Genomic DNA, 22,164 nt, shown 5'->3' with positions numbered 1-22,164 from the left:
CTGCTTTGATTTGTCTCGGGCAGATTAGGAGACTGACTGTCGCAGACGTAGGGGCGATTGTGGGTTTCGCATTGCTTATCTCGTTCTGCAACTGGCTCACTGACCGGGGCTGGTAGGTACCTGCGAGTCCACAGGCTTCGGAGCGCATCGGCTCCGCGAATGACCATCTTTTTCCATGTCGGGTGACCGCAAAGGGCCCGAAGCTCCGACGACCGCAACGGGCTACAGTCGGCCAAAAGCCGACCTTCGTGGGTGAGTCGCAACAAACCACTGTGGGCGCGTGCTCACTCCGATGCAGACAACAACAATCACCCCATGGCTGCACTATCAAAACAAATTGGCGGGGAGGAGGACGACGTCGTTCGCCCAATTCAAGACACGACCGCTTGTGGCGCGCCACGTGAGGAACTGGCCAGAACCAGACCTTCGCCAGCAGGTTAGATTTCCGCCCATGACACGTTCACGAACACCTCTCCAGGCCGCCGCAGGCAAGCTCATCGCAGCTATTCAGAAGGAGTGGGTCATCGAGTTTGGCCAGCCAGAGCGATATGCGAGCGAGAACGTGATGAACGAGGCCCACTTGCTGCTGCAGGCTGCTTCCAAGCCAGGATCAATCGCGAGCGTCATCGGTACGGGCTCCGTCTCCGAATTCTTGGGCGAGCAGTGGGTTCGAAACCACCCGCGAGTGATGCCGTACATCGAGGCGCTTGAGCGCGTTCAATGAGCAGCCAAGAGCCGCCCCTCGTTCATCAAGTTCACCCGACAAATGCGAATCGAGCGTCACCAACTTGCAAGTCTTCTGTATGGCTTGAGCGCCATCGGCCCGCTCACTGTTTGGTACTTGCTGCTATTCACCGCGGTTCCGGCCAGTCAGGGACCACTGGAACACGCGGCCGGTCTCACGGCCTACGTCTTCACCGAATCCGAAGCGCCATGGTTCTTCGTCGCCTTGGCCTTAACGCCCCTTCTCCTACTCGCACTCTGGACTTGACCCTGTTGCGCGGATGGGTTGGGGCTTGATTCTCAAGTCGGATTGATTGGCTGCGAAGACTTGTCCACCGGCGGCGTGGCGCATGCCACGCAGACGCCGACGGTGGTCAAGTCGTGTTCGAGGCGAGGCGGTCTACTTGGATTGCGTCGTGGTGGTTCCTTTCAAACGTCGCCGGCGAGATCTGTCCGAGTGCGCTGTGACGCCGGCGCGGGTTGTACCAGCCCTCGATGTAGGTGAACAGTGCCAGCCGTGCCTCGGTCTTGGACTGCCAACTGCGCCGGTCAATCAGTTCGCATTCGAGCGTGGCGAAGAAGCTTTCGGCCATCGCGTTGTCGTAAGCATCGCCGACGGTGCCCATCGACGGGCGCACGCCCATCTTCTTGCACCGTTCGCCGAAGGCGATGCTGGTGTACTGGCTGCCTTGGTCGCTGTGGTGGATCACGCCGTGGGCCTTGCGCTGTTGCAGCGCCATGTTCAGCGCCGCAAGCACCAGATCGGCGGTCATCTGCTCACCGATGGCCCAGCCCACGATGCGTCGGCTCCATACGTCCAGCACGATGGCCAGGAAGATGAAGCCCGCCCAGGTGGGCACGTAGGTCATGTCTGCGACCCACAGCTTGTTGGGTCCACCGGCAATGAACTCGCGCTTGACCAGATCGGGTGCCGGGCGTTGTCGCTCGTCGCGCCGCGTGGTCACGACGAAGCCGCGGCGTCGACTGACGCCTCGAATCGCATTGACACGCATCAGCCGAGCCACGCGCTTTCTGCTGATGCGTGTCCCTTGGTCGATCAGTTCGGCGCGCACGCGTGGCATGCCGTAGGTGGCGTCGGATTCGGCGTGGATGACCTGGATTCGCTCCACCAGCACCGCGTCGTCGATCAAGCGCCTCGACGGCGGTCGATCTCGCCACGCGTAGTAGCCACTCGCGGAAACCTTGAGCACGCGGCACATCGTATGCACTGGAACCTTGGCCTGGTTCGCACTCACGAGTTCGTAGACCCGATGGATGTCTTCTCGCCTTTGCCGGCGAACCAGGCCGTAGCCTTTGCCAAAATATCCCGCTCAAGCTTGAGTTGTCGGTTCTCTCGGCGCAACCGCACGAGTTCCTCGCGCTCGGCGCTGCTCAAGACGTCCTTGCCGCGTGCGGGCTTGCCACTGTCGGCGGCCGCTTGCGCCACCCAAGTCGAGATGCTCTGGGCAGTGCAGCCGAACTCACGCGCGAGCTGCGAGGGCGTTCGGCCAGCTTGGACCAGCTCGACCATCTGACGGCGGAATTCCGCCGGGTACGGAGGCTTCGATGCAGGCATATCGGACTCCTTCTTCCGTAAGGATCGGGTGTCCGCGAAATCGGGTCAACTTCACTCGCTGCTTCATTCTGGCGACGCACTCCCGCAGGTGCGCAACGGGCGCCTTGGCTCAAGTGGGCCGGAGTTGTCGCGACCATACTTTCTGCGGTGGTCTGTTGGCCAGTGGCCATAACGTCAGCCCAAGCGACCTACTACGTTTTCCGCAGAGCCGCCGCCTGACTTTCGCCTTCAGGCGGCGGAACGGCCGCTTACAACAGGGAGGAATGACCGGAAAGGGCGCACAACGGCCGGCCAGGTCGCAACCGTGAGCTGCGGCTCTGTTTACTAGCCGGCCCGCACAGTTCGAGCCCAGGGGTGCTTTCACTCGTCCTCGTCGTCTTCCAGCGCAACCGCCTCCTCCGGCACGCACTTCTCGTAAGTGAAGGCGTTGCCGTTGGCGTAGCGCGCGATCAGGTAGATGCGTTCGATCTTCTCTTCGCCGAACTCCATCAGGCAGTCGCAGAACGCCATGCCCTGGCGCTGCACGGAAGCCAGCAGCTTCTCGCCCGGCACCTTCTTCTTGCGCCTGCCGATCGTCGAATCCGCTAGCAGCGGCAGGTAGTGGTGCACGCCCGCCTGGCTCTTGAAGGTGACGGTGAGATCCACCTCCGACACCAGGCCGCCGCCCAGCTTCCTCATGTCCTTGATGAGCTGGCCATAGGCGTTCTGAATGAGCGCCAGCAGTTCGCCCGACGGGGCCTGGAGCTTCGGGTCGAGCTTTTTCGGGGGCGCAGGCTTCTTCATCGTGAGCTTTCAGTGGAGGACGGGGCTCGAGGCGTGCGGATCAGGGCTTGGGTCGCTGCTGCCGCGGGCGCTGTCCTGGGTCAATACGAGGGCCGCGTCGCATCGGGAATCACTGCTCTGCTGTAGCGGCGGATTTCACCTGGCCGGGAGGCGCCCGTTCCTCCGAGCTTGGGAGGGTGGCGTGCGGGCTCGGGGCCGTGCATCCATTATTGATGCCGGCCGGGCCAGAAAGCGCTTGCGCTTGTGGATAATGCTGTGAATAACCTGAGGATAAGTGGCGCTTTTTGAGGCCGCTTTTGTCAGTTTCGAATCGCATTGTTCGGGTGGTAACGGGGCGCTACAAGGCCTTGACGGGCGCCGAAGCCAGGGGTCCGCGCGTTGGATAGATCTCGGGGTTCAGGACGGCCGGGCACCGCGCCGACGCTTGGGCTCCGGTTGGCCCGACCGGGCTGGTGACCTATGCATTTGAGTAGCGCGTGTGGATGCCTTATCAGGGCAGCCGACGGAAGTGCCTCTTGAGGCTCGCTCCGCTGGCGGCTTGATCAAGGGCGGCAGCCAGATCGAAGGCATCTACGCGCCGCCGGGCACGCCCAGCGCCATCGTCGACAGGCTGGCCCTGGCCATCACGCGCACGGTGCACCTAGGAACGCCTTGCGTACTGCAACTCGGATGCCTGAGCGCGGGCATCCTGCGCACTCATTCCATATGCACGTCGGAAGGCGCGCGCAAAAGCCGACGCGCTTTTGAAACCCAGCCCGAGCGCGATGTCCGCGATCGGCTCATTCGGGCGTCGGACCAGTTCATCGACTACCGCGCGCAGCCTGCGATTGAGGATGTATGCGCCCAAGCCACCCTCGTGCTCGAACCAGCGATAGACCGTGCTGCGTGTCAGCTTCAGCTCATTCACGACGCTCGAGGGAGAAAGCCTGCTCTGATGCAGGTTCCGATCAATGTACCTGCGCACCCGCCCGAGAACGGCGCTTTGCATGGCCGCGCGGGTGTCGCCGCTGACCCGTGCCTGCTTTTGAAAGGTCGCAACGAGAAGCTGTGCGCCGACCTGCAATGCTTCGGCCGCGTCATGGACGTTCATGGTCGGCAAGTCACGGCTGAGCGCGGTCATGTGTTCATAGACCAGGTCGGTCAGCGGCGAGACTCGGCCGATGACGCGGCCATGCATCGATTCGGCGTTCGGGAAGCTCGAATCGATCAACTGCTTCGGCACGAAGAGGCTTAGCAAACGGGACGCCGGGCGTTCGATACGAAAAGCCTGGTTCAGATCGAGCGCGACGATTCCCAGCGAGGGTTCCTCGGCACTGCGCTTTCTATTCACGCGGGTCAAATGTCCGGTGTGCCCCTCGGTCACGACGTGGAAGGCGTAGTCTTGCCTGGCACCGACGGACAGTCTCGCGAGCCAGCGTTCGAGCACCAACGGGTCGGTGCGGCAATCGGTAAAGGCGAGATTCCCAATTGCGTATCGATCAATGGCTCCCCTGAACCCGTTGGCGATTTGCGCCTTCGAGGGGGAGACATCAACGACGTGTCCGACTCGATCTCGCCATGCCAGCACTTGCCTTTCAGTTGCCTCCCCGTGGGTGTCGAAATGGCTATGAGTCATCAATGTCTCACCCGTGGTGAATGGACGAGATGAATCTGAGGGTCTGTACTTTGGCATGCATTGTTTTCCGAGATGCGAGTCACTCCGGCATCGAGATCGACATTTTTCTTTCTCTATTTTCCAAATTGGGACGCACGGTAAAGCCGGTCGGATTTCGCGCGGTACTCTCGGACGCGACGTGATGTAGATGGTTGGCAATTTGCGTGCCGGGTGTTCGACACGCAAATTTCATATCCGCATTGCGAGACGCAGTCAGGAGTGAGGGCTCCGAATTCAGGTGACTGCGAGAAGGCAAATCGAATTTCAACGAAGAGAGCAAACGATGAATCGGAGAAGGTTTTCGCTCACGGCGGTGGGTGCAGCGGTGTTGGCCGGATGCGGAGGTGGCGGCAGTGGCGGCGGGTTTTCGTTCCCGTCGATCGCGGCGGCGCCCGCTGCTCCGGTTGCGTCGCCCGAGGTGCCTGCCGCGACTCCCGCGCCTGCCGCGCCCCCAGCAGCGTCGCCTGCACCCGCTCCCGCTCCCGCTCCGGCCCCAGGCCCCGAACTCGCAACAGCCTCGTCCTTGCCGGCCTCCACCGTGTTCATGCAGTCCATCGTGAACGAGGACGGCGGTAACAACGCGGGCCCCGGGCAAGCCAATTACTGGGACTTGAGTACTGACTTCAGTCTCAATGATGGTTCTCACGATCAGTTCGACGGGGCATTGATGCTGAGTGTTGCCGTCGGTGGCACCTCGAATACGTTCCCGAGCGACCAGACGTACGCTGAACTGACAGCCCTCGGCCCTGATATGGGCGTGGCGGACGGCCTCAAGCTCGTGTCATTCTCCACGGACCCCGCATTCGTGGTCAGCGGCACGACGACGGCCTACCTGCATGCGGTCCCGAACGCCCGTCTTCAGCAGACCCTGAATCTGGGCGGTGCCGTAGGCGCGCTGACGCTGTCCTGGAGCGGGAATCCTGGCAGCACGTCCGACAATTTCGGCGACGAGCCCGGCTTCGTGCAGGTGGTGTTGCGCGACACGGGCGGCAACCTGCTGACGACGCTTTACAGGCAAGACCGCAGCGGAATTGCCGGCACTTGGGGCAATGCCTCCTTGACCGCCTATGCCGGTCAGACCGTCGTCCTTTCATTCGAGCAATACTGCGTGAGCTGGGGCACCAGCATTGACGATGTGTCGGTGACCGATACGGCCGCCACTCCGGTGCAGTTCGTCGTCAACGGCAATTTCGAGGCCGGCAGCACGGGCTGGACGGTGCCGGCAGCCAAGTCCGCGCAAAACATCCGCTCGGGCAGCCGGACCTTGATGGGGCTGGTCGTGCAACGCACCTTCTACTCGCAGCCCAATCTGCTGTGGGGACGATGGACGGACACGTTCACCAACCCGACCGCGGCTGCGATCAACGCCGTGGCGTCGTACGACAACAATCTGGGTTCGGACACGGCGGGCATCATCTACCCGACGCCCGGTGCAACGCAGAAGTCGCTGACGAATTGGGACGGTAGCGGCAGCGACCGCGATTACGGCATGATTTTTGGCGCTGCGGATGTTGTCACCTACCGGTCTGCCTCCGCGCTGAATACGTACGACGGGAGTGAAACCCCCCAGTTCCAGTTCAATATCTCAGTGCCGCCCGGCGCAACCGTCACGCTGATGAATTTCATCGTTATGACGGGAACGAGCACTTGGATGGGTGCCGTGGATATCACAGCCAAGGCCACCGAAGTGGACACGCAAGCGGCGGACATTGCCAACAACTTCAGGACGAACCTTGTGTACCAGCGAGGCTTGACCCAGCAGCAACTGGATACGCTGAAGAACTTCTAGACAAGCCATCCGGCGCGCCAGCGCCGGCCGGTGGCGCTCCACCAGGGGTCGTCGGCAAGGGGACGTTCGACGTGCACGAAGAGCCGGGCAAGCACGACATCGATCTCGTGGTGCTGACGGGGCCGGCACTTCGTGCGTATCTGGATCAGGAGGCACCTGAGCATCGCCAGTTCCTGAGAGGCCGGGCCCCCGAGCGCGACCTCGGCTGACCCATGCGAGTGCCAGGTGCACCATCACGGAGCACATCGCGCCCATTGCGCGCCTCTACGGTGCATTCCCCCCGCCTGATCGTTGACAAGACTTTGTTGCAAACGACAGGCACAGGAAATGCAGGGCCGAGCATTCAAACCACCGAATCGGCCTGGGCGGGACAAAGCAAGCCGAAAACCGTGCGAACTCTATTTTTGGGGTGCTCATGATGAAGAAAGCCTTCGCTTTGCTGGCCTTGATCGGTGCGGTCGCGTTGTCGACCGCGAGTTGGGCGCAAGACAAGCCCGCTGCGCCGTCGGCGACGACCACGGCACCTGCCGCGAGTTCGCCTGCCGACGCCAAGCCGGCCGCTGCTGCTGCAGCGCCCGCCGCTCCTGCTGCCGCCGCGGACGCCGCGCCGGCTGCATCACCCAAATGCGGCGACAAGGGCTTCGACTGCAACAAGGGCGACGTCGCGTGGATGATGACTTCCACGGCCTTCGTGCTGTTCATGACCGTGCCCGGCCTCGCCCTGTTCTACGCCGGCATGGTGCGCAGCAAGAACGCACTGTCCACGGTGATGCAGAGCTTCGCCATCTTTTGCGTGATTGCGGTGCTCTGGGTCGTCTACGGCTACAGCCTCGCCTTCACCGCAGGCACCAATCCGTTCATCGGATCGTTCGACAAGCTCTTCATGAGTGGCGAGGACCTGTCCACCGCAGTGGCGGCGACCTTCAGCAAGGGGCAGTACCTGCCGGACGCCGTGTACGCCATGTTCCAGCTCACGTTCGCGGCCATCACCGTGGCCCTGATCTGCGGCGGCTTCGCGGAGCGCTTCAAGTTCTCGGCGATGATCATTTTTTCCGTCCTCTGGTTCACCTTCGCCTATCTGCCGGTCGCGCACATGGTGTGGTACTGGGATGGTCCCGACGCCTATACCTCCGCGGCCGCGGCTGAAGCCGCCCAGAGCCACGCCGGAAAGATCTTCCAGTTGGGCGCACTGGACTTCGCAGGCGGCACCGTGGTGCATGTCAACTCGGGGATTGCCGCGCTGGTGTGCGCCCTGATGCTGGGCAAACGGGCCGGCTTCGGCAGGGTGTCGATGGCGCCGCACAGCCTGATGATGACGGCGATCGGAACCGGCATGCTGTGGATGGGCTGGTTCGGTTTCAACGCCGGCTCCGCCCTCGAGGCCACGGGCTCGGCGGGCCTTGCGTTCTTCAACACCTTGTTCGGCACCGCCACCGCGGGCGTCACCTGGTCGCTGGCGGAATGGATCGTCAAGGGCAAGCCCAGCGTGCTGGGCATCTGCTCCGGCATCGTGGCCGGCCTGGTGGCGATCACCCCTGCGGCGGGTTATGTGGGACCGATCGGCGCTCTTGTCACTTGCGGCGTCGCGGGCATCGTCTGCTTCTTCGCGGTCACGAAGCTCAAGGCCTGGCTGAAATACGACGACGCGCTGGACACCTTCGGCGTGCACTGCGTCGGCGGCATCCTGGGCTCGCTGGGCACCGGGTTCTTCGTCAATCCGGCCTTTGGCGGCACCGGCGTCTACGACTACGTGGCCAACAAGGTGGGGGAGTTCGACGCCAAGGCGCAGATGCTCGCGCAGTTGCAGGACATCGGCATCACCCTGGTCTGGTCCGCATTCGTGGCCTTCGTGATCATGACGGTCCTGAAGTACACGATCGGCATCCGTTCCAGCGACGAGGCCCAGGAACAAGGTCTGGACCTGGCCGACCACGGCGAAAAGGCCTACAACCTCTGATTCTCGGAGTGGGGCTCGGACAGGATCTTGAGCCCCAGCCAGGCTGCTGCGATCACCGCATTCACCGACACGCTCAAGGCGCTCGGCACATAGAAGAGCGCCGATACCGCGGGCGCGCCGAGCAGGACTTCGACAGCCCCGCCCAAACCGTACAGCAGCATCGCGCAACACAGCCAGCGCCACATGTAGGTGAGAAGCCAGTGCGCCTGGGACTGGTTGTGCCGCCGGGCCGCAGAGCGCTCGAGGACATCGCCCTGGGTGACGTCCAGGAACAGCCACTCGAAAAAGAAGTAGCGGTACAGCAGAGTGCGGAATGACAGCTCGTGCACGATCCATTTCCTTCCGATGGCGATGGCGATGGCGGTGCTCCGTCCCAGCCGTCATTCTGCTGTGAATCGGCTGCAGGCGTCTTCGTTGCGATTGATGAGCTTCTCCACAGGCAAACCCTTAGGCCTGGCCCCGGAACTTCGCTGTTTGCCCGCGTTTCGAACAAAAGTGACTGCGGGAGGTAACGCGATGCAACATGGACCTTCCATCTGCAAACGGACATCCCTGGCGCTGTCGGTTGCCGCGATGTTCGCAACGGCCACGGGCCTGGCCTGGGCCCAGGACGACGACACGATCACGCTGGGCGCGGCGGTGTCGCTGACCGGCAAGTACTCGACCAACGGCAAGAACACGCTGGATGGCTACAACTTGGCCGTCGACCGCATCAACGAGATGGGGGGCGTGAAGGTCGGCGCCAAGACCTACAAGCTCAAGATCGCCTACTACGACGACGAGTCGACGTCGGCGCGCGGCGCGCAGCTGGCCGAGCGGCTGATCAGCCAGGACAAGATCAAGTTCATGCTCGGTCCGTACAGCTCGGGCCTGACCAAGGCGATCGCGCCCGTGACCGAGAAATACCAGGTGCCGATGGTCGAGGGCAACGGGGCCGACCGCGACCTCTTCACCCAGGGCTACAAGTGGCTGTTTGCGGTGCTGAGCACGTCGGACTACTACCTGCGTGACGCTGTGAAGCTCCTGGCCGAGCAGGCGAAGCTGCAGGGCCGGAAGCCGTCGGACATGAAGATCGCGATTGCGGTGGAGAACGACAACTTCTCGAAGGACGTGCGCAACGGTGTCGAAGAGGACGCCACGAAGTTCGGGATGAAGATCGTCATCGACGACAAGCTGCCGCCCGAGCTCAACGACATGGCGGCCACGCTCACCAAGGTGAAGGCGCTGCGGCCGGACATGCTGGTCGTCTCCGGCCACGAGAAGGGCGCCACGCTGGCCGTGCGCCAGACCGCCGACGAGAACGTCCATGTGCCGATGCTGGCCCTGACGCACTGCGACTCGGCGCAGATCGCCGAGAAGCTGGGCAAGGCGGCCGAGCTTGCCGTCTGCGCATCGCAATGGGACGACAGCCTGCAGTACAAGGACAAGTGGTTCGGCACGGCGAAGGACTATGCCGAACGCTTCCGCAAGGCCTACAACTACCGCGCGCCGTACCAGGCCGCGGAATCGTCGGCCTCCGTGCTCGTCTACGCCGATGCGCTCGGCCGGGCCGGCTCGCTCGATCCGCAAAAGGTGCGCGACGCCCTGGCGCAGACCAGGATCACCACCTTCTACGGCCCGATCCAGTTCGACGCCACCGGCAAGAACACGGTCAAGCCGATGGTGCTCTACCAGGTGCAGAACGGCGAATACAAGATCGTCGCGCCGGCCGAGTGGGCGCAGGCCAGGTTCATCTATGCCGCTGCCGGCGGCAAGGATGCGGCCCCGGTGGTGGATCGCAAATGACGCTGCGCTCGCAGTGAGGGGTGCATGGACAACCTGACAGTCCTCACTGAGGCGCCCGTCTTCAACCTGCAGCTGCTGGTCGACGGCGTGCTGATCGGCGCGCTGTTCGCGTTGGCCGCCTACGGCATGGCCCTGGTGTGGGGCGTGCTGCGCATCATCAACATCGCGCAGGGCGAGTTCGTCATGCTCGGCGGTTATGTCGTCGTCTACGCCGCGGCCGCCGGCCTGCCGCCGCTGGCCGCCGTGCCGCTGGCCGCAATTGCCCTCTACGTGCTCGGCTGGCTGCTCTACCGCGCGGTGATCTGGCGCGTGGTCGACCAGGACCTGTTCGTGTCCATCCTGGCCACCTTCGGCCTGTCGATCCTGCTGCAGCAGCTGGCCAACCAGCTGTTCGGCGCCAATGTGCGCAGCGTCGATGCCGGCCTGCCCACGCTGCAGCTGGCCGATGGCCGCGTCAGCGTGCCGGGGGTGAAGCTGCTGGCTTTTGCGGTGGCGGTGGTGCTGGGCGTGGCGCTGGCGCTGTTCCTCAAGCGCTCGCGGCTCGGGCAGGCGGTGCGCGCGACGGCGCAGAACGCGCGGGCCGCGCGCATCCTCGGCATCGACACCGACCGTGTGTACGCCGCCACCTTCGCCCTCAATGCCGCCATCTGCGGCGCGGCCGGCGCGCTGGTGGCGATGACCTGGGTGATCCACCCCTATCTCGGCCTGCCGTACACGGTGCGGGCCTTCGCGATCGTCGTGGTGGCAGGGCTGGGCAACCTGGCCGGCGTGATCGCCGCCGGTGCCGGGCTCGGCATCGCCGAACAGTACGCGGGCTTCCTGCTCGGCGCGGAGTTCCAGGTGGCCTTCATGTACGTGTTGCTGGTGGTCATCCTCATCGTTCGCCAGCTTGCGCTGCGCAGGCGCCGGCTGTACCTGAAATGAACCCTCGTCTTTTCCGGGGCGTGCTGGCGCTGGCTGCCGCGGCGCTCGCATTGGCGGGGCCGCAGCTGTTTGCGCAGTGGGTCATCCAGCTCGCATTCCTGTGCTTGATGGTGCTGTTCGCGCTCACCTGGGACCTGCTCGGCGGACAGATGGGCTACAACTCCTTCGGCAACGTGCTGTTCTTCGGGCTCGGCTGCTATGTCACCGCGGTGGTGCAGCGCGACAGCGGCTTGCCGTACTTTGCGTCGCTGGCCGCGGGCCTGGGCCTGTCGGCATTGGTCGCAGTGGCAGCGGCAGCGGTGCTCGGGCCTTTGATCCTCGGCATGCGTGGCCAGTACTTCGCCATCGCCACCTTGGGGATCGGCGTCGCGGCGGCCGACCTGTTCGCCGGCTGGGAGTTCGTGGGCGCGGGGTCGGGCATCGTGCCGGCGCTCTATCCGGGACCGGTCGACGAGCGCAACCGCTTCTTCTATTACCTGCTGCTCGCCTTGGCCGCGGCCGTGTTCCTCACCGTGCGCTGGCTCTACGGCACGCGCTTCGGGGCGGTGCTCAACGCCATCCGCGACGATGAGGACAAGGCCGAGGCCATGGGCGTGCGCACGACGCGCCACAAGGTGGCGGCATGGATGGTCGCCGCGCTGTTCCTCGGGCTGGCCGGCGGTCCGGTGGCGGGTCTGATCGGCTTCGTCGATCCGCGCGAGCTGGCTTTCGCGGGCACGACCTTCGGCGTCTGGATGGTGCTGATGGCCATGCTCGGCGGCAAGGGCAGCTTGTGGGGGCCGGTCATCGGCGCGGCGGTGTTCCACGTCACCCAGGAGCTGTTCTGGACCTACCTGCTCGGTTGGCAGCGCGTGGCCATGGGCCTCCTGATCGTGCTGATCGTGGTGTTCTTCCCGCAGGGCATCATGGGCTGGCTGCGCACGCACCGGCCGGACTGGTTCGGGGAGACCGTCGACGAGACTGAAGCTGCACCCCTGGCTGGGAGTCAACATGAGCGCGCTGCTTGAGGTCGACGGCGTCACCAAGTCGTTCGGCGGCGTGGTCGCCAACCGGGCGATCTCGATCAAGGTGCCGCAGGGCGCCATCGTCGGCCTGATCGGGCCCAATGGGTCGGGCAAGACGACGCTCTTCTCGTCGATCGTCGGTGCCCACCCGGTCGACCGCGGGCGCATCGCCTTCGACGGGCACGACATCACCCGGCTGCGCGTGGGCGCCATCGCACGGCTGGGGCTCATCCGCACCTACCAGCAGACGCGCGTCTTCCGCGACATGGACTGCATGCGCAACATGCTGGTTTCGGCGCCGCCGGTGCGGGACGGCGTGGGCGCGATGTTCGGGCGCTTTCCCGTGGAGCTCGAAGGGCGCGCCGAGGCGCTGCTGGATTTTGCGGGCCTGTATGCCAAGCGCCACCTGCGCGCCGGCACGCTGTCGTTCGGCCAGCAGAAGCTGCTGGAGTTCGCCATGGCGCTGATGCGCGAGCCGAAGCTGCTGCTGCTCGATGAACCGACTGCGGGCATCAACCCGACGCTGGTCAACCAGATGGTCGATCGGCTGCGACGCGCCAACCGCGAGTTCGGCGTCACGCTGCTGGTCATCGAGCACAACATGCGCGTGATGATGAGCCTGGCGCGCTACGTGTATTGCCTCGCGCACGGCGAGCTGCTGGCCCAGGGCGTGCCGGACGAGGTGCGCAACGACCCGCGCGTGATCGAGGCTTACCTGGGCAGGCACTGAGCACCATGGACGAATCCCTGATGCTCGCCGAGCTCGCGCCCGCGCCTGTGAGCGTCGCGCAACTCGATGTGCTGGCCGGCGGCGAACCGCTGCTGGCGATCGACGGCCTGGTCGCGGGATACGGCGCGATGCAGGTGCTGCACGGCGTGAGCCTGCGGGTCGCGCGCGGCCAGTCGCTGTGCCTGATCGGACCGAACGGCGCCGGCAAGTCCACCGTGCTGCACTCGGTCTTCGGCCTGGCCGACATCATGAGCGGCAGCATCAAGATGGATGGCGCCGACGTCACGCGGCTGCCGCCCAGCCGCCGGCTGCAGCATTCGGGCATCGCCTACGTGCTGCAGGACAGCTCGGTCTTCCCCGACATGACCGTGGAGGAGAACCTCTGGATGGGCGGCTGGCTGCTGCCCAGCCCGCACGAGGCGCACGAACGCGCCGAGCAGGTGTTCGAGCGCTACGCCATCCTGCGCGAGCGCCGCACGCGGCGTGCCGCCGTGCTGTCCGGTGGCGAACGGCGGCTGCTGGAGATCTCGCGGGCGCTGATCATGCAGCCGCAGCTGCTCTTGATCGACGAACCCTCGATCGGTCTCGAGCCGCGCTTCATCGACGTGGTGTTCGGCATCCTGCGCGAGCTGCAGCACGTGGACGGCAAGACCATCGTGATGGTCGAACAGAACGCAACCCGGGGCCTGGAGTTCGCCGACGTGGGGTATGTGCTCGTGGCGGGGCGGGTGGCGCTGGCCGGCGCGGGCAGCGCGCTGCGGGGCGACGCGCAGGTGGGGCGGATGTTTCTTGGTGGGTGAATCGGTCGCTTACAAGGACTCGCCGCACCAGTTCGGAACATTCGCGCAGATCTTCCGCAACAGTTCCTCGAAGAGCGCGTATTCACCCTTGGTGAGACAAGCCATCATGGCTCTCTCACGGGAAAGCAGTTTTGGCATGAACTTCCCGTGCAGTTGCCGCCCCTTCGCCGTGATGTAGAGGTGCTGTCGCCGCATATCGTCGGCGGATGGCGAGCGGCGCACCAGCCCTTTGGCTTCGAGTGCCGTCACGGCTCGGCTGATGTTGTTCTTCAGGTGGCCCGAGTGCTCGCAGATCTCGCTGGCGGTACAACCGTCCATGGCTGCGAGGAAGATCAGGACCAAGGTCTCGGGGCGCGCGAGGCCGTACTCGGACTCGATGGCGCGGAACGACGGCTCGCGATAGTTGTTGGTGATGTACCCCATCTTGTAGGCGATAGGGATGGTGACCTTGTCGAAGATCAGCCGGGCGTCGTCGTTGCTTTCCATCGTGGCGCGCGTCGTGCATTGGGCGCTCCCGGCGGGCCGCCGGGCGCTGCGAGCAGTTTACCGAGCGGGCGGCGGGGGCGTCGGGCGGGGCGCGCCGTTACGGGTCCAGGGTGACCTTGCCAGCGCGGATGTACTTCCCCCAGCGGTCGTACTCGCTGTCGCAGAAGCGCTGGTAGGCGGCGGGGGACGACATCGTGTCCATCACCATGCTCATCTTCTTCATGGCGTCGGCGACCTGAGGTTCGGCGATCGATGCGGTGATCGCAGTGCTGAGCTTCTGCACGATGTCCGGCGGCAATCCCGCGGGCCCGAGGAAACCGAGCCATGGGCCCATGTCGATGTCGACGCCGAGCTCCTTCATGATCGGCACGTTCGGTTGGCTCGGCAGCCTTTCGCGCGCCGTGACCGCCAGCATGCGCACCGTGCCGGCCTGCACGTACTGCTCCGCGACCAGCACGGGCACGATGGCGCAGTCCACCTGCCCGGCCAGTTGCGCCGTGATGAGCGGCGCGGTTCCGTTGTACGGGATGTGCAGCAGATTGACGTGCGTCGCCTGCTTCAAGGCTTCCATCGTGATGTGCCCCGAACTGCCTTGCCCCCAGGAGCCGAAGGTCGGCGGCTGTTTCGCATTCCTCGCGATCCGCAGGAACTGCTCAAAGGTCTTTGCCGGACTCGACGCGTGGACGATCAAGGTGAGCGGCGTGAACCCGATGGGTGCGATGGCCACGAAGTCCTTCTTCGAATCGTAGGGCCTGGTCTTCAGGATGTGTGGCGCAATCGAGTGCGAGTCCGCCGTGCCGTAGACAAGGGTGTAGCCGTCGGGAAGGCTGTGGGCTGCGATCTGGCTGCCGATGGTTCCGATCGCACCGGGGCGGTTGTCGACGATCACGGCCTGGCCGAGCCTCTGCGCAAGAGACGGGGTGATCGCGCGCACGAGCACATCGCCGCCGCCCCCGGCAGCCCAGGGCACGATGATGCGGATGGGGCGGTTGGGGTAGGTGCCTTGCTGGGCGCGGGCCGCAAACGGCGCTCCCGCTGTCATTGAGGCGACGATCGTCGCGAGCATGTCACGGCGGGTCGGACCGCCGCCCGTGGTCTTGGTTTTCATCCGTGTCTCCTTCATGCTTTCGTGGATGAGAGGTGGCGTCGCTGCATCCAGCGGCTGATCAGCGTCGCGATCTCGTCGCTGTTCTCTTCGATCATCAACATGTGGCCGTTGCCGATCACTCCCGCGTCGGGAAGCCACAGGAAATCGGCGCCGAGAAAGGTCGCCAGGCGCTGGTCGACGGCCTGTGGGTGCCGCGGATCGCAGTCGCCGGTGACGATCAGGATCGGCCGGTCGGCCACCAACGCCGGACTTTTCAGCCGGAGCCCCGCACCGCCGATGTTGAAGCGTTCATTGAGAATCCGGGAGCTCTCCGGGACGATGGACTTCGAATAAGCCCCGATCGAATCCTTCGGAAACCTCGGGCTATTGGCCCAGAAATCCTGAATGAAGGCGCAACCCACCTCCCTCGCCCGCTCGAGGCTTGAATAGACAGGGCAACCGGCCTGGCTATCAAAGCGCAGCGCACCGACGGCCTCGGGATCGGCAGGCAAGGGCTGCTGAAGGTTGGCAGGCGGACCCGGTGCGATCCCGATGACGGCTGCAACCGATTCGGGATGGTTCTCGGCGATCCACCAGGCCATCGGGCCGGCAGCCGAATGGGCGAGAACGATGGCTGGACCGACGGCGGCGATCAGCACAGCCAAGGAGGCCGCAGCTTCTCTTGTGGAGACCTGAGCCAGGGGCACGCGCGCGGGAGAGCGGCCGTGTCCCGGCCAGTCCGGCACATACACGTCGTGGCCGCGCTGACTGAAGAAAGAGGCCCATCCGGGGCGGCCATCCGGCGTCGCGAGATAGGCGACCCCCGTGTGAAAGGCACCATGCAGCATCACCACCGGCAGTTCGCGGCCGCAGTTCGCTTGGGCTGCCAAATGGTCGACATAGACGGGGTGTGTCTCTGTGCCGGAGTAAAAGCAGGACGGAAACAAGAGGGAGCGAGGTGGCCGGTGCATGAGGGGTTCGAAAGAACGCTTTGATGAGCGCTAATGGTTCCATATGGGACCATTAGAGCGCCTTAGCGTTTGCCCTACACACCGCCATCTATTTTGAAGATGCGGGCCGCATTAGAGTGCGAAACCCGGACTATATGTTCCATGTGGAACTAACTGTTGCCGCAAGCGGAAAGGCGCGCCGGGCTTGTTCGCACGCCCGGTGCGAATTCCTCATCACTTGTTTTGGCGATGACACCTGCTTCCCGCTGCGTAGACTCATCGAAGGTCAATCTCCGTGCGGAGGCACCCCATGAATGAACCCGACGAACCCGAACATTCGGGCAAGCTGCTGGCGACCGAGCCGGTGACCACCGAGTTTTTCGAGATCGGTGGCCACAGGTTGCCTCTGCACGGGACCTCTGGGCCGCCGAAGGTGCCGCCCCGTACAGCCGAGGGCCTGCCTGTCCGGCACGACGTCCCGAGCGCCGCCGCGAACATTCCCGCACGGACATCCGGTGTCAGCCCGCTGGAGCGCCGCATCGCCGAAGGCCGACCCGTGCAGCACACGCCGGGCCCGCAGGGTGCCGCCAAGGCACCAACGGGAAGCGGACAACTGATCGGCGGTCCGGTTCGCCGCGCTTGATCCATTCGGGTGAAGGAGAAGTGCCATGCAAGTATGGACATGGGACGGCTGGGGCTGGGGCACGTTCGACATCGCATTCCCTTTCGGGACCCAGGTGATCAACCGCCACTCGCATTGCGTTGTGTCGATCTGCGAACTTGCGCAGCCGCAGGGTCAGCCGCTCGACTTCCCGTTCATCGGCGCTGCCACCATGCGCGTGCACAACGTTGCGCCCGGCGACGACGGGGTGCTCCACGTGCGCTTCGAGATCGATTGGAACAGCGCGCTGCAGTGGCGTGCGACGTTCTTCATCGACTAGCGCGGCGCGACGTCGAGAGGCGGAGGCAGAAGCGATGGCTCAGATCACCACCGGTCTGGTCGGCAACCCGACCGCGCACTACTCGTTTTCCTACGACAGCTCGCTGCAGCGAACCGCAGCCAACCCCGCCGGACCGGAGCCGGCCCGCACCAATGCCCTGATCCAGGCGAGCGAAGCCGACTTCAACTGGATGTCCGGCTTGTTCGGCAACCCCGCGCTGGATTACCGCGTTCCTTGCACCGTGCAAGTCACCCAGAACGGCGGCGGCGCGTCCTGGTCGCTGGGCGGGGGCAACCTGGCGGTCACGCTCAATCCCGGCAGCAGCGGTGCCGACGTGTGCCGCTACCTGCTGGTCTCGGAGATCACCGAGCAATTCATGCGGGAACAGGGACGTGGCTGGTACGGAACGAACACGGAGGGCAGCGAAGGGGAGGGACTCTCGCGCTTTCTTGCAGCGCGCCTCCTGGCGATCAACGGGCTCGGTTTTCCGCCGGCCGGTTTCGACAACAGCAACTTGTGGATGAACAGCCCCCGCAACGACTTCGTCAACAACATCGCCAAGACGGACGACGGCCCGGACGCGATCACGGGTTGCTCGTTGCTCTTCATCTACTACCTCTTCAGCCAGCTCGGCTACACCGAAAACCAGATCGTTGCCGCGGGCGCGCCCACCCTGGGCGGCGTCTACAACAACCTCTATGGGGACCCGGGCGATCCCTTCCCGTACTTCAAGGCGCTCGTCGGCAGCGCCTACCCCGGCACAGCCACGATTCCGGGTCCCAATCTCGACAATCCCTTCCCGATCGCGAGACCGCTCCAGGTCTGGACCTGGGACGGCTGGGGCTGGGGAACGTTCGACATTGCCTTCCCGTTCGGGCGCAGCGTCCTCAATCGGCACTCGCGCGTGGAGATGTCGGTGTGCGAGTTGGGCGGGCAGCCGCTCGACTACCCGTTCATCGGCGCTGCGACCATGACGGTGCTCAACATTGCACCCACGGACGACGGCGTCGTGCACGTCCGGTTCGAGATCCAGTGGCCGAGTGCGCTCCAGTGGCGCGCTACGTTCTTCATTGCGTGAGGAAGGCCTCCACCCGCTGGCGACTTTGACCAGGGCAATTCTCTCGACAGCGTTGAGAGTCTTTCCAAGGCCTGATCGAAGCCCGAATTTGTGCGGCAGGCTGCTGCACAAACATCAGACAGCTTGTTGGCCCTGGGGCCCCAAGGCCCTCGTGCCGTGATCTAGCGACCCGCCGCCTGCGAGAACTCCTGGAACGCCGCGACCGCGCTCGCTGCATACATCAGCGACGGGCCGCCCCCCATGTAGGTGGCCACGCCGAGCGTCTCTTCGACCTCCTGCCGCGTGACGCCGAGCTTGACGAGGGTCTGCATGTGGAAGCCGATGCAGGGATCGCATCGTGCGGCCACGCCGAGCGCCAGCGCGATCAGCTCCTTGGTCTTGCGGTCGAGTGCGCCCTCCGACGTCGCATGCCGGCCGAGCTCGCTGAAGCTCTTCATGACCTCGGGGGTGCCGGTGCGCAGGCTGGCAAGGCCGGCGGAGACCGTCTGCGTCAGGTCGCGGTACTTGGTGGGTGGGTTCGACACGGTGGGCTTTCGGTTCAGGAGGCAGGTTGCATGATGGGGTCGCACCGGAAACACGCCATGACGCAGATCAAGGGAAGGAGCGGGTTGCCGGCACCCTGGACACGAAGGCCCGCCCGGCGGGCGGGGGGCGCGCGTAACCACCATGGCGGGTTGCCCGAAATAGCGTAGACACTCCCGTCCATCTGCCGCGAGCAAGCCCATGACGACTCGAACCGCTTTCGTATTCGCCGGCGGCGGCAGCCTGGGCGCCGTGGAGGTCGGGATGCTGCGCGAACTGGTTCGCGCCGGCGTTCGGCCGGACTTCGTCGTCGGTGCCTCGGCCGGGGCGATCAACGCGGCCTACTTCGCAGGCGCGCCGCATGCGGAGGGTGTTGCGGCCCTGCAGGCGCTGTGGTGCAACATCCGGCGCCGCGACGTGATGCCATTCAGCTTCACGTCGTTGTTCCGCATCCTGTTGCGCCGCCAGGAGCACCTGGTGCACAACGGCGCGTTGCGCAGCCTGCTTCAGCGCTCGCTCGACTACCAGGCGATCGAGGACACCCGTCTTCCATTGCATGTCGTGGCCAGCGAACGCGTGACCGGCGATGAAGTCGTGCTGTCCCGCGGGCCGGTGGTCGAAGCCGTCCTCGCGAGCGCCGCCATCCCGGGCGTGTTCCCGCCGATCGCGATCGAAGGTCGCGAACTGGTGGACGGCGGCGTGTGCAGCAACACGCCCATCGCGGCGGCGGTGCGGCTGGGCGCGACGGATGTCGTCGTGCTGCCTGCCGGCTTTGCCTGCGCGGTCCGGACGCCGCCTCGCGGCTGGATCGGCCACACGCTCCACGCCCTCAGCCTCGTGGTGGCGCGCCAGCTGGTGCAGGACATCGAGCACTTCGCGTCGCAGGTCCGCATCAGCGTCGTGCCCGCGCTCTGCCCGCTCGAAATCTCGTCCTATGACTATGACCACTGTGCCGCGTTGATCGAACGCGCCGCCGGCACCACGCGATCCTGGCTGGACGGCGGCGGGCTGGGGGCGGCGCCGAATCCGGGTCCCCTTGTCTTCCATACGCACTGAGGCCGGCGCACTCACTCAATCAAGGCGCCGATCCGTGCAAAGTTTCACTTGCGCCGGGGTGCGGCGCTGGTAATCCCTGATGGGCGTGGGCGGCACGCGGATGGGAAATTCGTCGCCACGTCTGCCTCGCTCATCCACCCCACCCGGAATCCACCCATGAAGACACTCCGCGCACTGCTTGCAGCAGGCGTCCTGACTTTCGGCGCCCTGGGCGCATCGGCCCAGATCCTGATCGGGCAGACGGCCGGCATGACGGGCTCGGTGGCGGCCGGCGTCAACGAGACCATTGCCGGCGCCAGGCTGTTGATCGACTCGGTGAATGCGCAGGGCGGCATCAATGGCGAGAAGATCGAGGTCCTGCGCATGGACGACGGCTTCGACGTCCAGCGGGCCGCCGAGAATGCGCGCGTGCTGATCGAGGACAAGAAGGTGGTCGCGCTGTTCATGAGCCGCGGCACGCCGCATTCCCAGGCCATCATCCCTTGGCTCGACAAGTACGACGTGGCGCTGATCGGCCCGTCCACCGGGGCCATGGCGCTGCACAAGCCGTTGCAGCGGCACGTCTTCAACGTGCGGTCCACCTACCAGCGGGAGGCCGAAAAGGCGGTCCAGCATCTGCTGACCATCGGCATGACGCGGATCGCGGTGGTGCATGTGTCCGATTCCTTCGGCAAGGACGCTCTCGAGGGCGCCATGACCGGCTTCAGCAAGGGCAAGGCGACGCCGCTGGTGGTCCTGCCGGCCGACCGCGACAAGCCCGACTACGCGGCCATCGTGCCGAAGATCACGGCGGGCAATGCGCAGGCCGTGGTGTGGCTCGGCTCGGGCACGGCAGTCGTCAACGGCATCAAGGCTTTGCGCGCGGCAGGCTCCTCGGCGCAGGTCGTGACGCTGTCGAACAATGCTTCCGCCGGGTTCATCAAGGAACTCGGCGACGCGAGCGGCGGCGTGATCGTGACCCAGGTGTTCCCCAACGAACGCTCGATCGGCCAGCCCATGGTCAAGGAAGCCCTGGCGCTGGCACGCGCCAGCGGAAAGAACGAGGTGTCTCCGGCCGCGCTCGAGGGCTTCGCCTCGGCGAAGGTGCTGGTCGAGGCACTGCGGCGCGCCGGGCCGAAGCCCACGCGGGCCAAGGTGATGGCGGCGCTGGAAAGCATCCGCAACTACGACCTCGGCGGGATGGAGCTGAGCTATTCACCGCAGGACCATTCGGGCCTCGAATACGCCGAGCTGTCGATCATCAGCGAGGGGCGCTTCAAGCGCTGAGCGGCGCAACCGTCCGGGCCGCAGGCCGGGCCAGGCAAGCAGCCTGCCTCGGTCAGCAGAGGCCACTCAGGTCGCCTTGATGCCGAATCGCTTGATGACTTCGCCGTAGAGCCGGGTCTCCTGGCGCATTCGCTCGGCGAAGGCTGCTGCGGGCATCGCGACCAGGTCGGTGCCGAGCGCGGCCAGCCGTGAACGCGAGTCGCTGCGCTTGAGCACGGAAAACGCCGCCTTGGAGAGGGCTTCGACGACCTCGGCCGGCGCATGGGCGGGAACGAGCAGGCCGTACCAGGTGACGAAGTCGTCGTTCTGCATGGTGCCGAGCGACTCACCCACGGTCGGCACGTCTGGCACCAGCGGCGAGCGCTTCTGTTGTGTGACCGCATAGGCCGCCAGCTTCCCGCTGCTGATGTGCGGCAGCACTGGCGGAGCGCCCACCAGCGCGAAGCTCACTTCCCCGCCGAGGACGGCGACGGTTGCAGGGCCGGCACCCTTGTACGGCACATGCATGATGTCCAGGCCGGTCTGCATGCGCAGGACCTCGACGGCAATGTGCTGCGGCGACCCGTTGCCGGGCGTGCCCACGGTGATGCCGCCGGGTCGCTTGCGGGCTGCCTCCAGTGCCTCGCGCAAGGTCTTTGCGCCCAGCGACGAACTGGCCACCAGGATATTGGGCGACTGGGAAACGAGCACGACCGGCGCAAAGTCGGTCACCGCGGAATAGTTCGCCTTGGCCTGCAACTGCGGCGTGATGGTGAGCTCCGGGTTGCCGGCCAGCAGCACCGTGTAGCCGTCGGGCTGGGCCTTCGCAACCGCCTCCGCCCCGAGCATGCCGCCGGCTCCGCCACGGTTATCCACCACCACGGGCTGGTGCAACTCTTCGCTCATGCCCTGAGCCAGCATGCGGGCCACCGCATCGATGCCGCCGCCGGCTGAATAGGGCACGACCATTCGAATGGGCGCGCTGGGATAGGGGCGCGCCGCGCGCGCGGGCAGCGTGAGCCAGCCCGCCGAAGTTGCGCCCAGAACGGCGAGCATTGTTCTGCGTTTCATGTC

At 65.1% G+C, this 22,164-nt stretch carries 23 protein-coding genes; 13 read left to right on the top strand and 10 right to left on the bottom strand.

All coding sequences use genetic code 11. The features are described 5' to 3' along the window. The first annotated feature begins 451 nt into the window (after window positions 1-451). Window positions 452-724 carry a hypothetical protein gene (locus VAR608DRAFT_RS15625; protein ID WP_088954886.1) on the top strand — a complete coding sequence of 91 codons (273 nt, stop codon included), beginning with the start codon at window positions 452-454 and terminating at the stop codon, window positions 722-724. Between the two features lie 373 nt (window positions 725-1,097). On the opposite strand, the gene VAR608DRAFT_RS15615 is transcribed toward VAR608DRAFT_RS15625, so the two are convergent. The 3 genes from VAR608DRAFT_RS15615 to VAR608DRAFT_RS15605 all read right to left on the bottom strand — a co-directional run bounded on the left by VAR608DRAFT_RS15615 (window position 1,098) and on the right by VAR608DRAFT_RS15605 (window position 4,697). Next, a protein-coding gene (locus VAR608DRAFT_RS15615) for an IS3 family transposase (protein WP_088954884.1) occupies window positions 1,098-2,299 on the bottom strand; the annotation gives its coding sequence in 2 pieces (ribosomal slippage) (window positions 1,098-2,032 and window positions 2,032-2,299; 1,203 coding nt in all). Window positions 2,300-2,659: 360 nt separating this feature from the next. Then, window positions 2,660-3,082, bottom strand: coding sequence for a hypothetical protein (locus VAR608DRAFT_RS15610; RefSeq protein WP_088954883.1), 423 nt, complete (start codon window positions 3,080-3,082; stop codon window positions 2,660-2,662). A gap of 640 nt (window positions 3,083-3,722) precedes the next feature. Further along, window positions 3,723-4,697 (bottom strand): helix-turn-helix domain-containing protein, encoded by a 975-nt coding sequence (locus tag VAR608DRAFT_RS15605; RefSeq protein ID WP_231973530.1) that lies wholly within the window; start codon window positions 4,695-4,697, stop codon window positions 3,723-3,725. Between the two features lie 562 nt (window positions 4,698-5,259). Between VAR608DRAFT_RS15605 and VAR608DRAFT_RS15600 the strand changes: the two genes are divergently transcribed. After that, window positions 5,260-6,525, top strand: coding sequence for a hypothetical protein (locus VAR608DRAFT_RS15600; RefSeq protein WP_157730995.1), 1,266 nt, complete (start codon window positions 5,260-5,262; stop codon window positions 6,523-6,525). On the opposite strand, the gene VAR608DRAFT_RS37070 is transcribed toward VAR608DRAFT_RS15600, so the two are convergent. Then, window positions 6,522-6,689: a hypothetical protein gene (locus VAR608DRAFT_RS37070; protein WP_157730993.1), complete on the bottom strand. Its 168-nt coding sequence runs from the start codon at window positions 6,687-6,689 to the stop codon at window positions 6,522-6,524. The two genes, VAR608DRAFT_RS15600 and VAR608DRAFT_RS37070, sit on opposite strands and share 4 nt — an antisense overlap. Window positions 6,690-6,943: 254 nt before the next feature. Between VAR608DRAFT_RS37070 and VAR608DRAFT_RS15595 the strand changes: the two genes are divergently transcribed. Further along, window positions 6,944-8,482 (top strand): ammonium transporter, encoded by a 1,539-nt coding sequence (locus VAR608DRAFT_RS15595; RefSeq protein WP_088958809.1) that lies wholly within the window; start codon window positions 6,944-6,946, stop codon window positions 8,480-8,482. Here VAR608DRAFT_RS15595 and VAR608DRAFT_RS15590 read toward each other — a convergent pair. Then, window positions 8,470-8,811, bottom strand: coding sequence for a hypothetical protein (locus VAR608DRAFT_RS15590; protein ID WP_088954880.1), 342 nt, complete (start codon window positions 8,809-8,811; stop codon window positions 8,470-8,472). The two genes, VAR608DRAFT_RS15595 and VAR608DRAFT_RS15590, sit on opposite strands and share 13 nt — an antisense overlap. 187 nt (window positions 8,812-8,998) lie before the next feature. Between VAR608DRAFT_RS15590 and VAR608DRAFT_RS15585 the strand changes: the two genes are divergently transcribed. The 5 genes from VAR608DRAFT_RS15585 to VAR608DRAFT_RS15565 are packed head-to-tail and all read left to right on the top strand — an operon-like array spanning window position 8,999 to window position 13,725. Beyond that, the gene (locus tag VAR608DRAFT_RS15585) at window positions 8,999-10,267 is read left to right on the top strand and encodes an amino acid ABC transporter substrate-binding protein (protein ID WP_088954879.1); all 1,269 of its coding nucleotides are present in this window, start codon (window positions 8,999-9,001) and stop codon (window positions 10,265-10,267) included. Window positions 10,268-10,291: 24 nt separating this feature from the next. After that, window positions 10,292-11,191, top strand: coding sequence for a branched-chain amino acid ABC transporter permease (locus tag VAR608DRAFT_RS15580; RefSeq protein ID WP_088954878.1), 900 nt, complete (start codon window positions 10,292-10,294; stop codon window positions 11,189-11,191). Next, window positions 11,188-12,198, top strand: a complete 1,011-nt coding sequence (locus VAR608DRAFT_RS15575; protein ID WP_088954877.1) for a branched-chain amino acid ABC transporter permease — start codon at window positions 11,188-11,190, stop codon at window positions 12,196-12,198. The genes VAR608DRAFT_RS15580 and VAR608DRAFT_RS15575 overlap by 4 nt, the downstream gene beginning before the upstream one ends. After that, complete coding sequence (locus tag VAR608DRAFT_RS15570; protein WP_088954876.1) at window positions 12,182-12,925, top strand: ABC transporter ATP-binding protein; 744 nt, start codon at window positions 12,182-12,184, stop codon at window positions 12,923-12,925. Before VAR608DRAFT_RS15575 ends, VAR608DRAFT_RS15570 begins: the two co-directional genes overlap by 17 nt. A gap of 5 nt (window positions 12,926-12,930) precedes the next feature. Then, window positions 12,931-13,725 carry an ABC transporter ATP-binding protein gene (locus tag VAR608DRAFT_RS15565; RefSeq protein ID WP_197700539.1) on the top strand — a complete coding sequence of 265 codons (795 nt, stop codon included), beginning with the start codon at window positions 12,931-12,933 and terminating at the stop codon, window positions 13,723-13,725. A gap of 9 nt (window positions 13,726-13,734) precedes the next feature. Here the strand turns inward: VAR608DRAFT_RS15565 and VAR608DRAFT_RS15560 are convergent, their stop codons facing one another. From VAR608DRAFT_RS15560 to VAR608DRAFT_RS15550, 3 genes are all read right to left on the bottom strand, one after another. Beyond that, entirely contained in the window at window positions 13,735-14,211 is a 477-nt protein-coding gene (locus VAR608DRAFT_RS15560) for a MarR family winged helix-turn-helix transcriptional regulator (protein ID WP_197700538.1), read from the bottom strand. A 97-nt stretch (window positions 14,212-14,308) separates the two neighbouring features. Next, window positions 14,309-15,319: a Bug family tripartite tricarboxylate transporter substrate binding protein gene (locus VAR608DRAFT_RS15555; protein WP_231973528.1), complete on the bottom strand. Its 1,011-nt coding sequence runs from the start codon at window positions 15,317-15,319 to the stop codon at window positions 14,309-14,311. An 11-nt stretch (window positions 15,320-15,330) separates the two neighbouring features. Further along, complete coding sequence (locus VAR608DRAFT_RS15550; RefSeq protein ID WP_088954875.1) at window positions 15,331-16,269, bottom strand: alpha/beta fold hydrolase; 939 nt, start codon at window positions 16,267-16,269, stop codon at window positions 15,331-15,333. Window positions 16,270-16,558: 289 nt separating this feature from the next. Here VAR608DRAFT_RS15550 and VAR608DRAFT_RS15545 point away from each other — a divergent pair, with 289 nt between their 5' ends. From VAR608DRAFT_RS15545 to VAR608DRAFT_RS15535, 3 genes are read left to right on the top strand one after another with little or no spacing between them, the layout of a single operon-like run. After that, window positions 16,559-16,891 carry a hypothetical protein gene (locus VAR608DRAFT_RS15545; RefSeq protein ID WP_088954874.1) on the top strand — a complete coding sequence of 111 codons (333 nt, stop codon included), beginning with the start codon at window positions 16,559-16,561 and terminating at the stop codon, window positions 16,889-16,891. A 25-nt stretch (window positions 16,892-16,916) separates the two neighbouring features. Further along, window positions 16,917-17,189, top strand: a complete 273-nt coding sequence (locus tag VAR608DRAFT_RS15540; protein WP_088954873.1) for a hypothetical protein — start codon at window positions 16,917-16,919, stop codon at window positions 17,187-17,189. A 34-nt stretch (window positions 17,190-17,223) separates the two neighbouring features. Then, window positions 17,224-18,267 carry a hypothetical protein gene (locus VAR608DRAFT_RS15535; protein ID WP_088954872.1) on the top strand — a complete coding sequence of 348 codons (1,044 nt, stop codon included), beginning with the start codon at window positions 17,224-17,226 and terminating at the stop codon, window positions 18,265-18,267. Window positions 18,268-18,428: 161 nt separating this feature from the next. On the opposite strand, the gene VAR608DRAFT_RS15530 is transcribed toward VAR608DRAFT_RS15535, so the two are convergent. Further along, on the bottom strand, window positions 18,429-18,791 hold the full coding sequence (locus tag VAR608DRAFT_RS15530) for a carboxymuconolactone decarboxylase family protein (RefSeq protein ID WP_231973526.1): 363 nt from the start codon (window positions 18,789-18,791) through the stop codon (window positions 18,429-18,431). 199 nt (window positions 18,792-18,990) lie between these two features. Between VAR608DRAFT_RS15530 and VAR608DRAFT_RS15525 the strand changes: the two genes are divergently transcribed. Further along, window positions 18,991-19,845: a patatin-like phospholipase family protein gene (locus tag VAR608DRAFT_RS15525; RefSeq protein WP_088954870.1), complete on the top strand. Its 855-nt coding sequence runs from the start codon at window positions 18,991-18,993 to the stop codon at window positions 19,843-19,845. 156 nt (window positions 19,846-20,001) lie between these two features. Beyond that, on the top strand, window positions 20,002-21,111 hold the full coding sequence (locus VAR608DRAFT_RS15520; protein ID WP_088954869.1) for an ABC transporter substrate-binding protein: 1,110 nt from the start codon (window positions 20,002-20,004) through the stop codon (window positions 21,109-21,111). 66 nt (window positions 21,112-21,177) lie between these two features. On the opposite strand, the gene VAR608DRAFT_RS15515 is transcribed toward VAR608DRAFT_RS15520, so the two are convergent. Next, window positions 21,178-22,161, bottom strand: a complete 984-nt coding sequence (locus VAR608DRAFT_RS15515; protein WP_088954868.1) for a Bug family tripartite tricarboxylate transporter substrate binding protein — start codon at window positions 22,159-22,161, stop codon at window positions 21,178-21,180. Window positions 22,162-22,164: the final 3 nt, after the last annotated feature.

The sequence above is a fragment of the Variovorax sp. HW608 genome, assembly GCF_900090195.1.
Taxonomy (GTDB): Bacteria; Pseudomonadota; Gammaproteobacteria; order Burkholderiales; family Burkholderiaceae_C; genus Variovorax.
Note: the sequence above shows the minus strand (reverse complement) of the source record. Positions and strands in the feature narration are given on the sequence as shown.

Coding starts and splice junctions, on each gene's coding strand:
- VAR608DRAFT_RS15555 (WP_231973528.1), bottom strand. CDS start 15,319: ATGAAAACCAAGACCACGGGCGGCGGTCCGACCCGCCGTGACATGCTC.
- VAR608DRAFT_RS15610 (WP_088954883.1), bottom strand. CDS start 3,082: ATGAAGAAGCCTGCGCCCCCGAAAAAGCTCGACCCGAAGCTCCAGGCC.
- VAR608DRAFT_RS15560 (WP_197700538.1), bottom strand. CDS start 14,211: ATGGAAAGCAACGACGACGCCCGGCTGATCTTCGACAAGGTCACCATC.
- VAR608DRAFT_RS15550 (WP_088954875.1), bottom strand. CDS start 16,269: ATGCACCGGCCACCTCGCTCCCTCTTGTTTCCGTCCTGCTTTTACTCC.
- VAR608DRAFT_RS37070 (WP_157730993.1), bottom strand. CDS start 6,689: ATGCTCAGGTGCCTCCTGATCCAGATACGCACGAAGTGCCGGCCCCGT.
- VAR608DRAFT_RS15515 (WP_088954868.1), bottom strand. CDS start 22,161: ATGAAACGCAGAACAATGCTCGCCGTTCTGGGCGCAACTTCGGCGGGC.
- VAR608DRAFT_RS15585 (WP_088954879.1), top strand. CDS start 8,999: ATGCAACATGGACCTTCCATCTGCAAACGGACATCCCTGGCGCTGTCG.
- VAR608DRAFT_RS15605 (WP_231973530.1), bottom strand. CDS start 4,697: ATGACTCATAGCCATTTCGACACCCACGGGGAGGCAACTGAAAGGCAA.
- VAR608DRAFT_RS15520 (WP_088954869.1), top strand. CDS start 20,002: ATGAAGACACTCCGCGCACTGCTTGCAGCAGGCGTCCTGACTTTCGGC.
- VAR608DRAFT_RS15565 (WP_197700539.1), top strand. CDS start 12,931: ATGGACGAATCCCTGATGCTCGCCGAGCTCGCGCCCGCGCCTGTGAGC.
- VAR608DRAFT_RS15540 (WP_088954873.1), top strand. CDS start 16,917: ATGCAAGTATGGACATGGGACGGCTGGGGCTGGGGCACGTTCGACATC.
- VAR608DRAFT_RS15545 (WP_088954874.1), top strand. CDS start 16,559: ATGAATGAACCCGACGAACCCGAACATTCGGGCAAGCTGCTGGCGACC.
- VAR608DRAFT_RS15580 (WP_088954878.1), top strand. CDS start 10,292: ATGGACAACCTGACAGTCCTCACTGAGGCGCCCGTCTTCAACCTGCAG.
- VAR608DRAFT_RS15575 (WP_088954877.1), top strand. CDS start 11,188: ATGAACCCTCGTCTTTTCCGGGGCGTGCTGGCGCTGGCTGCCGCGGCG.
- VAR608DRAFT_RS15625 (WP_088954886.1), top strand. CDS start 452: ATGACACGTTCACGAACACCTCTCCAGGCCGCCGCAGGCAAGCTCATC.
- VAR608DRAFT_RS15525 (WP_088954870.1), top strand. CDS start 18,991: ATGACGACTCGAACCGCTTTCGTATTCGCCGGCGGCGGCAGCCTGGGC.
- VAR608DRAFT_RS15570 (WP_088954876.1), top strand. CDS start 12,182: ATGAGCGCGCTGCTTGAGGTCGACGGCGTCACCAAGTCGTTCGGCGGC.
- VAR608DRAFT_RS15535 (WP_088954872.1), top strand. CDS start 17,224: ATGGCTCAGATCACCACCGGTCTGGTCGGCAACCCGACCGCGCACTAC.
- VAR608DRAFT_RS15595 (WP_088958809.1), top strand. CDS start 6,944: ATGAAGAAAGCCTTCGCTTTGCTGGCCTTGATCGGTGCGGTCGCGTTG.